This window comes from Streptomyces lasalocidi, assembly GCF_005280215.1.
Lineage (GTDB): Bacteria > Actinomycetota > Actinomycetes > Streptomycetales > Streptomycetaceae > Streptomyces > Streptomyces longwoodensis.
On the sequence record NZ_SZNQ01000001.1, the window covers coordinates 7,972,723 to 7,982,833 of the forward strand.

3 protein-coding genes and 2 pseudogenes are annotated in these 10,111 nt (G+C 74.1%); all 5 read left to right on the plus strand.

Features of this window, described 5'->3' with window-relative positions:
- Window positions 1-5,439: pseudogene (locus E4U91_RS35355) on the plus strand (type I polyketide synthase); the annotation flags it as partial.
- Window positions 5,440-5,462: 23 nt separating this feature from the next.
- On the plus strand, window positions 5,463-7,010 hold the full coding sequence (locus E4U91_RS35360) for an FAD-dependent oxidoreductase (protein WP_137310573.1): 1,548 nt from the start codon (window positions 5,463-5,465) through the stop codon (window positions 7,008-7,010).
- Between the two features lie 14 nt (window positions 7,011-7,024).
- Window positions 7,025-8,257: a cytochrome P450 family protein gene (locus tag E4U91_RS35365; protein ID WP_168218232.1), complete on the plus strand. Its 1,233-nt coding sequence runs from the start codon at window positions 7,025-7,027 to the stop codon at window positions 8,255-8,257.
- Between the two features lie 127 nt (window positions 8,258-8,384).
- The gene (locus E4U91_RS35370) at window positions 8,385-9,617 is read left to right on the plus strand and encodes a cytochrome P450 (RefSeq protein ID WP_137310575.1); all 1,233 of its coding nucleotides are present in this window, start codon (window positions 8,385-8,387) and stop codon (window positions 9,615-9,617) included.
- 373 nt (window positions 9,618-9,990) lie between these two features.
- A pseudogene (locus E4U91_RS39340) lies at window positions 9,991-10,111 on the plus strand (HAD family phosphatase); the annotation flags it as partial.

Below are 10,111 nucleotides of genomic sequence, written 5' to 3' on the forward strand. Positions count from 1 at the left end.
ATGAGTGACGTCGACCGTCTCCGCGACTACCTCCGCAAGGTCACCGTCGACCTGCACGAAGCCCGACAGCGGCTGCGCGAGCACGAGCAGCGCGACGCCGAGCCGATGGCCGTCGTGGGCATGGCCTGCCGCTTCCCCGGCGGCATCGCCTCCCCCGAAGACCTGTGGGAGGCCGTGGCCACCGGCCGCGACGTCATCGCCGCCTTCCCCCGCGACCGCGGCTGGCCGCTGGACCGGCTGTACGACCCCGACCCCGACCGCCCCGGCACCACCTACGTCAAGGAGGGCGGCTTCCTCTACGACGTCGCCGACTTCGACGCCCCCTTCTTCGGGATCTCCCCGCGGGAGGCGCTGGCCATGGACCCCCAGCAGCGGCTGCTCCTGGAGACGTCCTGGGAGGCCGTGGAGCGCGCCGGGATCGACCCGCTGTCCCTGCGCGGCAGCCGGACCGGCGTGTTCGTCGGCAGCGGCGCGCAGGACTACGGCATGGTCGCGGCGCGGTCCGCCGAGGACCTGGAGGGCTACCTGCTCACCGGCAACGCGGTCAGCGTCCTGTCCGGCCGGATCTCCTACACGCTGGGCCTGGAGGGTCCGGCGCTGTCCGTGGACACCGCCTGCTCGGCGTCGCTCGTCGCCCTGCACCTGGCCTGCCGTTCCCTGGCCCGCGGTGAGTGCTCGCTGGCCCTGGCCGGGGGAGCCTCGGTGCTGTCCACCCCCGCCGGATTCGTGGAACTGTCACGGCAGCGCGGCCTGGCCCCCGACGGACGGGCCAAGGCGTTCGCCCGGGCCGCCGACGGCACCGCCTGGTCGGAGGGCGCCGGCGTGCTCGTACTGGAACGGCTCTCCGACGCGCGTCGCAACGGTCACCGGGTCCTCGCCCTGGTACGCGGCTCCGCGGTCAACCAGGACGGCGCCTCCAACGGCCTGACCGCGCCCAACGGGCCCGCGCAGGAACGGGTCATCCGCGCCGCCCTGGCCGACGCGGGCCTGGCCGCCGCCGACATCGACGCCGTGGAGGCCCACGGCACCGGCACGGCCCTGGGCGACCCCATCGAGGCCAACGCCCTGCTGGCCACCTACGGCCGCAACCGCCCCGCGGGCCGGCCGCTGTGGCTGGGCTCGCTCAAGTCCAACCTGGGCCACTCCGGGGCCGCCGCCGGGGTCGGCGGTGTCATCAAGATGGTGATGGCGTTGCGCGGCGACCACCTGCCGCGCACCCTGCACGTGGACGCGCCCACCCCCGAAGCCGACTTCTCCTCCGGTGCGGTGGCCCTGCTCACCGCACCGCAGCCGTGGCCCGAGACCGGCCGCCCGCGGCGCGCCGGGGTGTCCGCGTTCGGCATCAGCGGCACCAACGCGCACGTCCTGCTCGAACAGGCCGACGCGTTCGCCGCGCCCCCCGACCGGCCGGCGACGTCCGCCGAGACGGCGCCCGACCCTGCCGGTACGACGTCCGCGGCCCCCGGCACCGGGCCCGTGCCCGTGGCCCTGTCCGGCCGCACCCACGAGGCGCTGCGCGCCCAGGCCGAACGGCTCCTGCCGCTCCTCGACCCCGACGCCACGGAGAGCCGCGGGGGCGACGGCGGCCTGCCCGACACCGCCGCGGCACTCCTGCGCTCCCGCTCCGCCTTCGCGCACCGCGCCGTGGTTGTCACCGATGACCCGGCGACCGCCACCGAAGCGCTTGACGCCCTGGCCGCGGGCCGACCCCACGACGCCCTCGTCACCGGCACCGCCGGACCCGCCGACCGCGTGGTGTTCGTCTTCCCCGGCCAGGGCTCGCAGTGGGCGGGCATGGCCGCCGAGCTGCTCGACTCCGCGCCCGTCTTCGCCGCCCACATGGCCGAGTGCGACCGGGCCGCCCGCGCCTTCGTCGACTGGTCCCTCGTCGACGTGCTGCGCGAGACGCCCGGGGCACCCCCCTTGGATCGCATCGAGGTCCTGCAACCGGTGCTGTTCGCGGTGATGGTGTCCCTGGCCCGGCTGTGGCGTTCCCACGGCCTCGTACCGTCGGCCGTCGTCGGCAGCAGCCAGGGCGAGATCGCCGCCGCCTGCGCCGCCGGCGCGCTGTCCCTGCACGACGCGGTGAAGATCGTGGTGCTCCGCAGCCGACTGTTCGCCGACGAACTGCGCGGCAACGGCGCGGTGGTGTCGGTCGCCGCCCCCGAGGCCGAGGTGCGCGCCCGGCTGGCCGCCCAGGGGGACGGCACGCTGCACCTCGGCGGCGTCAACGGTCCCCACGCCGTCACCGTCGTCGGCGCGCTGCCCGCACTGGAGCGCTTCGTCGCCGACGCCACCCGCGACGGGCTGCGCGCCCGCCTGGTCGCCTCCAGCGTCGCCTCGCACTGCGACCAGGTCGACCCGCTGCGCTCCCGCATCCTCGACCTGTTCGCCGACGTGACCCCCACCCGCACCGACGTGGCGTTCTGCTCCACCGTCACCGGGTCCTTCACCGACACCGCCGCCCTGGACGCCGCGTACTGGTTCGACAACGCCCGCCGACCGGTGGCGTTCGACCCGGCCGTCCGCACCCTGCTGGACGCCGGACACCGCTTCTTCGTCGAGATCAGCCCCCACCCGGTGCTGGTCCACGCCGTGCAGGACATCGCCGAGGACGCCGGGACCGACGCCGCCGTCGTCGCCACCCTGCGCCGCGGCCAGGGAGACCTCACCCGCTTCCTGCGTTCCGTCGCCGACGCCCACACCCGCGGCGCACCGGTCGACCTTGCCCGGACGCTGGACGGCCGGCCCACCACCTGGGTCGACCTGCCGACCTACCCCTTCCAGCGACAGCGTTACTGGCCGGAGCCCGGCTCCGCAGCGGCGGCCGACACCACGGACCCGGCCGAGGCGGACTTCTGGCAGGCCGTGGAGAACGACGACGTGACCGGCCTGACCGAGAGCCTGGGGGTGGGTGTCGAGCCACTGGCCGCCGTCCTCCCCGCGCTGGCCGCCTGGCACCGCGAACGCCGCGAACGGTCCCTCGTCGACTCCTGGCGCTACGCGCTCGACTGGCGCCCGGTGCCCGCCCCGCCACGACCCCGGCTGTCCGGCGACTGGCTGCTCGCGGTGCCACCCGGCCACCAGGGCCCGGAGACGGACGCGCTTGCCTCGCACGGCGCCACCGTCCACCGCGTCGAGGTCACCTCCGGTGCACCGGACGCAGAAGCGTTACGGACCGCTCTCGCCGGGGCGCGTCCCAGCGGGGTGGTGGCCCTGCTCGGCTGGCCCGCCGCCGTCACCCTGGTACGAGCCCTGACCGAGGCGGACGTACGGGCGCCGCTGTGGTTCACCACGAGGGAGAGCGTCGCCCTGGACGCCGCACCCCACGGCGACCCGGACCAGGCCGCGCTGTGGGGCCTGGCCCCCACCGTGGCCCTGGAGCACCCCTCCCTCGCGGGCGGAGTGGTCGACCTCCCCGCACACGCCGACGAACGGGTCCTCGCGTCCTGGTGCTCCGCACTGTCCGGCGCCACCGGCGAGGAGCAACTCGCCGTCCGGCGGGCCGGTCTGTTCGCCCGCCGTCTGGTGCGCAGCCCCCGGGCCGCACTGACCGGCCCCGCATGGCGGCCCACCGGCACGACGCTGGTGACCGGCGCCGACACCGCGGCGGGCGCGGCCGTGTCCCGCCGGCTCGTCGCCCTCGGTGCCCCCGCCCTGCTCCTGACCGTGGCCCCCGGCGGCACGGTCGCCGATGACGTCCTCACCGCACTGCGCGACTCGGGCACCCAGGTGACCACCCGTCCGTGCGACCTCGACGACCGGGAAGCGGTCGCCGCCCTCCTGGCCCAGCAGTCCGCGGGCCCGCCGCTGACCGCCGTGGTGCACACCGCCGTACCCCTGACCGAAACGCCCCTGACGAGCCTGCACGACGAGACCGGCGAGCGCGTGCTGCGCTCCGGTGTGGGCGCCGCACGGCACCTGCACGACCTCACCCGCGACCTCCCGCTCACCGCGTTCGTCCTCTTCTCCTCCGTGTCCGGCACCTTCGGCGGCGTCGGTCAGGCCGTCCACGCGGCGGCCACCGCGTCCTTGGACGCGCTCGCCGAGCACCGCGCCGCGCACGAGCTGCCCGCCCTGTCGGTGGCCTGGGCACCGTGGGCCGACCCCGCCGACACCACGGGCACGGCGGCCGTCCGCCGGGACCGGCTGGCCAGCCGGGGCATCGGCGTCCTGGACGAGGAACGCGCGCTGACCGCCCTCGGTGACGCCCTCACCGCCGGGGACACCCGGCTCCTCCTGGCCGACGTGGACTGGCCCCGCTTCCACGCCGCGTACACCGTCACCGGCCCGCGGCCCCTCATAGCCGAGTTCGCCCCGGCAGGCCGCCCCGAGGCCGCCCCGGGCACCTCCCCGCTCGGCGACCTCACGGGGCTCCCCCCGCAGGAGCGGCACGCCGCCCTGCTGACGGCGGTCAAGGAGCAAGCCGCGTCCGTCCTCGGCTTCCCGGACGCCGCCGCCATCGATCCGGCCCGCCGCTTCCTGGAGCACGGCTTCGACTCCCTGACCACGCTGGAACTGCGCAACCGGCTGACCGCCGCCACCGGGGTACGGCTGACCGCGGCCACCCTCTTCGCCCACGACACCCCCGAGGCACTGGCCCGCCACCTCCACGGCGAACTCGGCGGACCGACAGCCGTGACCGACACCCCCCGCACCACCGGCGCCAGCTCCCTCGAGGGCCTCTACCGGCAGGCACAACAGGCCGGGAAAGTGGCCGAGTTCGTCACCCTGCTCGGCGCCGCCGCCGCGCTGCGCCCCACGTTCGCGTCCGCCGACGAGGCGGGCCGCCTGCCCGAAGCCGTGGAACTCACTGCGCACGACGAGGGTCCCGTACTGGTCTGTCTGCCCACCGTGCTCGCCACCTCGGGACCGCACCAGTACGCGCGCTTCGCCGCCGCCCTGCGCGGCAGACGGGCCGTGACGGCCCTCGCGCTGCCCGGCTACGACGACGCGCCCCTGCCCGCGGACCGGTCGGCCGCCGTGGCCGCCGTCACCGAGCAGGTACGACGGGCCGCGGGGGACCGGCCGGTGGTGCTGGTGGGCTACTCCTCGGGCGGACTGCTGGCGAACGGCGTCGCCGCCCGGCTCGCGGCCCAGGACCGCCCGGCCCGTGCCCTCGTGCTCCTCGACACCTTCGTCTTCGGCCCGGAGCTGATCACCGACGGCGCCCCCCTCTTCGAGCAGGTGTTCACCCGCCTCGACGAGGCCGGCGGCCCCACCGACGCACGACTGACTGCCATGGGCGCGTACCTGCGGCTGCTCACCGACTGGGAACCGGCCGACGCGGCCACACCCGTCCTGGTCGCTCGCACCACCCGACCCCTGACCGGGTACGACCGCCCGCCGGCGACCTGGGACCACCCCCACGACACGGTGGAGGTGACCGGCGACCACTTCACCGTCCTCGAGGAACACGCCGACGCCGCGGCCCAAGCGGTGCACGAGTGGTTGGAGAAGCAATGACACGGCACACCACCGTCCTGGTCGTCGGCGCGGGCCCCTGCGGCCTGGCCATGGCCGCCCAGCTGCGCCGGCTCGGCGTGGACGTCACCGTCGTCGACGCGGAGAGCCGCCCGCACACCGGCTCCCGCGCCATCCTGCTGTGGCCGCCGGTACGGGAGGTGCTCGACGAACTCGGGCTGGCCGAGGACGCCGCACGAGCCGCCGTCCGGCCCGCCGCCCTCCACTACCACCTGGGCTCGGGCGGCAGCGCGCGCGTCCCGCTGGGCGCGTCCGACCTCCCCCTGGTCCTGCCCCAGGAACGCACCGGACAGCTGCTGGCCAAGGCGCTGGCGGACCGGGGCACCACCGTGGAGTGGGGCACGCGGGTCTCCCGGATCACCCCCACCGCGGACAGCGTGCGCGCCACCCTGACCCGGGACGCCGGCGGCACGGAGGAGATCGAGGCGGACTGGCTGATCGGCGCCGACGGCCTGCACAGCAGCGTCCGCGAGGCGCTGGGCATCGAGTTCTCGGGAGCACGGTTCCCCGCCACCTTCCTGCTCGCCGAAGGACGGATCACCAGGACGGCGACCCCCGGCGGACCGGGCGCGGCCGACAACGGGGACCTGAGCACCAAGGAGATCCACTACTTCCTCGCCCGCACCGGTGTCGCGCTCCTCGCTCCGTTGCCCAGCGGCGAGTTCCGCCTCTCGGGCGCCGTGCCCACGGGCACCGGGGCCACGGCCGAGCACGCCCAGGCACTCCTCGACGAACGCGGCCCGGGCGGCCTGCGCTTCACCGAGGTGCGTTCGGTGGCGCTCTTCTCCAGCGAGGAAAGGGTGGCCCACACCCTGCGCTCCGGCCGCTGCTTCCTCGTGGGCGACGCCGCGCACGTGCACAGCCCCATCGGGGGCCAGGGCCTCAACCTGGGCATCCCGGACACCCGCAACCTCGCCTGGAAGCTCGCCGGAGTCGTACACGGCCGACTGCGCCCCTCGGTCCTCGACAGCTACGACCCCGAACGGCGCGCCGTCATCGCACAGACCCTCGAGGCCACCGGACGCATGGCCCGGCAGGCGGTGGCCGGCCCGGTGGCCGGCCACGTCCGCAACCTCACCTGGAAACTGCTCCAGGTCACCGGAGTACTGACCCGCGCCTACGCGCCGATGCTGGCCGGCTGGCGCAGCCACTACCCGGACGTGCTGTTCGGTGCCCCCGGCACCAAGCAGCGCACCGAGCGCTCCCGGCCGCGACCCGGGACCCGGGACCCGCGCTGGACCCCGCGCGCCACCGACGAACTGGCCGGCCGCTTCCAGCTGTTCACCCACGGCGACCCGGCCGGGCCGCTCGCCGCACGGGCCGCCGAACTTACGGCCGACCTGCCCGACGTGGTCGCGCACATCCCGTCCTACGGCGGTCAGGAGCACTTCGTGCTCCTGCGCCCCGACGGCTACGTGGCCGCTTCGGGCGGTGCCGACGACCTGTCCCGCGCGGCCGAGCGACTCGCCTCCCTGGTTCCCGCCCTGCCGTCCGGGACCCCGGCCGGCGAGGGCCGTTCACGATGACGAAAGGACACGACATGCCGAACCCGGACGGTGACACGGCCACGGGCTGCCCCGTGCACGCGGACGCCACGACCGCCCCCCGGCCCTGGACACCAGGACTGCCCGAGCCCAGACCGGTCGAGCAGCTGCTGCTGCCGGACAAGACCCCCGTGTGGATGGTCACCCGGTACGAGGACGCCCTGACCGCCCTGAACAGCCGCCGGCTGAGCAAGGACCTGGGCAGTGCGCTCCAGGACCTGTGGCCCGCCCTCGGCTACGACGGCCGCAAGTCGATCCTCAACCAGCACATGAACCTGGCCGACCCTCCCGAGCACACCCGGCTGCGCGCACTCGTCTCCCGGGCGTTCACCCCGCGCCGGGTGGCCGACCTCGGCGAGCGCATCCAGAAGATCACCGACGAGTTGCTCGACGGAGTGGCCGCCGCTGGCACCGCCGACCTGAAGGACGCCTTCATCGCCCCCCTGGTGTCCACCGTGCTCTACGAGATGCTCGGCGTCCCCCTGGCGGACTGGGCCGAGTTCGAACGCAACACCTACATATTCGTGGGCCTGGGCAGCTCCTCGAGTCCCGAGGAGGTCATCGCCTCGGTCGGCTGGTTCGAGGACTACCTCACCCGGCTCACGGCACAGCGCCGCGCCGAACCCGGCAACGACCTGATCTCGGGCCTGGTGCAGGCCAACGTGGACGGTGACGCCCTCGCCGACCTGGAAATCCGCTCCACGGTCATGCTGCTGCTGCTCGCCGGCGCCGAGACCACCATCAACCTGCTGTCCAACGGCATCCTGCACCTGCTGCGCGACCCGCACCAACTGGCCGAACTCAGAAGCGATCCCGAGAAGCTCGGCCCGGCGGTCGAGGAACTCCTGCGCCTGACCAGCCCGGTGTTCACGGTGGTGTACCGCTTCGCCAAGGAGGACATGGAACTGGGCGGCGCGCGGATCGCCAAGGGGGAACACGTGATGATCTCGCTGGCCGCGGCCAACCACGACCCCGCCCAGTTCGCCGATCCCGACACCCTGGACATCCACCGGGACGCCTCACGGCACCTGGCGCTCGGACACGGCACCCACTTCTGCATCGGCGCCCCCCTGGCCCGGCTCAAGGCCCGCATCGCGCTGCGCACCCTGATCGACCGGTTCGACGACCTCCGCCTGGCGGTCCCGGACGAGCAACTGACCTGGACCCCCAGCCTGGTGGCGAACAGCCTGGACCACCTCCCGGTGACGGTCACCGCCACGACCGCCTGACCCGCAGCCCTCGGCCACGGCGCCCACCGCCCCCTTACCCCGCCCTTCTCACCCGCCCACCCTCTCCTTCTTCCCACCGGACCGGCCGCGCGGCCCTCCACATCCGCGCGGAGTGAGGATTGCCAGCATGACCGAAGTGCCCGCGCTCGACCCGGGGTTCATCGCCCAGCTGCTGCCCTTCGACCCCTTCGACCCGGCCTTCCTGGCCGACCCCTACCCCGTCTACGCGGCCATCCGCGAGAAGGGCCCGGTGACCCGCACCCCGCTCGGCCTGTGGGCCGTGACCGGACACGAGGTGAGCTCAGCCGTGCTGCGCGACCCGCGGTTCGGCTGGGGCGACGGCGCCACGGTCGCCGACCACTTCCGCACCGCCGCCGACGGTTCCGTCGTACGGCCGTTCATCTTCGCCGACCCGCCCGAACACACCCGCATTCGCGCGCTGGTCGGCAAGGCCTTCGCCGCGCGCCAGGTCGACCGGATGCGCGCCACAGCCGAGCGCATCGTGCGCGAGCTGATCGAAGCCGCCCGTGCCGAGGCCGGGGACGGCCCCATCGACCTGATGGCCGCGGTGGCGCACCCGCTGCCCGGCCGCATGCAGAACGCCCTCCTGGGCGTCCCGGAGGGCTACGCGGCCCGCTTCGACGAGCTGTCCGCGGACATCGCTCGCGGCCTCGACCCGAGCTTCCTGCTCACTCCCGAGGAGGTCGCCCGACGGGACCAGGCGCGTGCGGAACTGTACGGCTACATAGGTGAGTTGGCCGAGCAGCGACGCACCGACCCGGGCACCGACCTGATCAGCGAACTGGTCTCCGCGGAGGAAGGGGGAGAGCAGCTGACCCCCGACGAGCTGGAGGTCACGTGCACACTCCTGCTGTCCGCGGGCTACGCCACCACCGTCAACCTGATCGGCAACGGCATGCTCGCCCTGCTCCGCGCGCCCGAACAGCGGGACTGGCTGCGCGCCCACCCCGACCAGGTGTCCGCGGCGGTGGAGGAGATGCTGCGGTTCGACGCACCGGTACAGATGATCTCGCGGACCGCCCTGGCGGAGGCGGAGATCGCCGGGCAGCTCGTCCAGCCGGGCGACCAGGTCATGCTGATGATCGGTGCGGCCAACCACGACCCGGCGGTCTATGACGACCCCGAACGACTCCAACTGGACCGCCGGACCACCCGCAATCTGGGCTTCGGCCTGGGCCCCCACTTCTGCGTCGGCGCGCCCTTGGCTCGCCTCACGGCGCAGGCAGCGGTGTCGGCGCTGTCGGCACTCGACCTGGAGCTGGTGACGGAGTCGCCGGCGCGCGTGCCCAACATCATCATGCGAGGGCTGGCCGAACTGCCGGTCCGGGTCGTGGACTGACCCCTCCGGCGCGGCACACCCGAGGCGGGTGGACGACGACCGTGAAGGGAGCATTCGCTCGCTTCACGGTCGTCGTCCACCCGTTTCGCGTGTCTGGTGCCGGGGGCTGTGCGTACGCAGGCGAGGATGATGGCGTGGACGAGGATGTGGGCGTGGGTGTGGAACGGGTGCCTCGTCCGGGTGGTGGGGTTTGGGGTGTGGCGAAGCGTTGATGAAACCGGGGGGCCGGTTTATTATTGGAGTCGTCGCTTGGGGGGCGGGTCGCCTGGCTGGGGCTGGTGTCCTGGTGGCTGTGAGTCGCTTTCCGTCCTTGTTGGCCTGGTGCTGTACGCGCCGGTGGGCGCGTGCGGTGGAGTGTGGGGGGTGCTTCGTGATGGTGGGTGGACGTGGTGTGCGGTTGGTGGCGGTGAACATCGATGGGGTGTTGCTGAACGACACGTTCTCACCGGTGATCCATCGGTTCGTGGTGGGGCGGGGCGGGGTGTGGTCGGCGG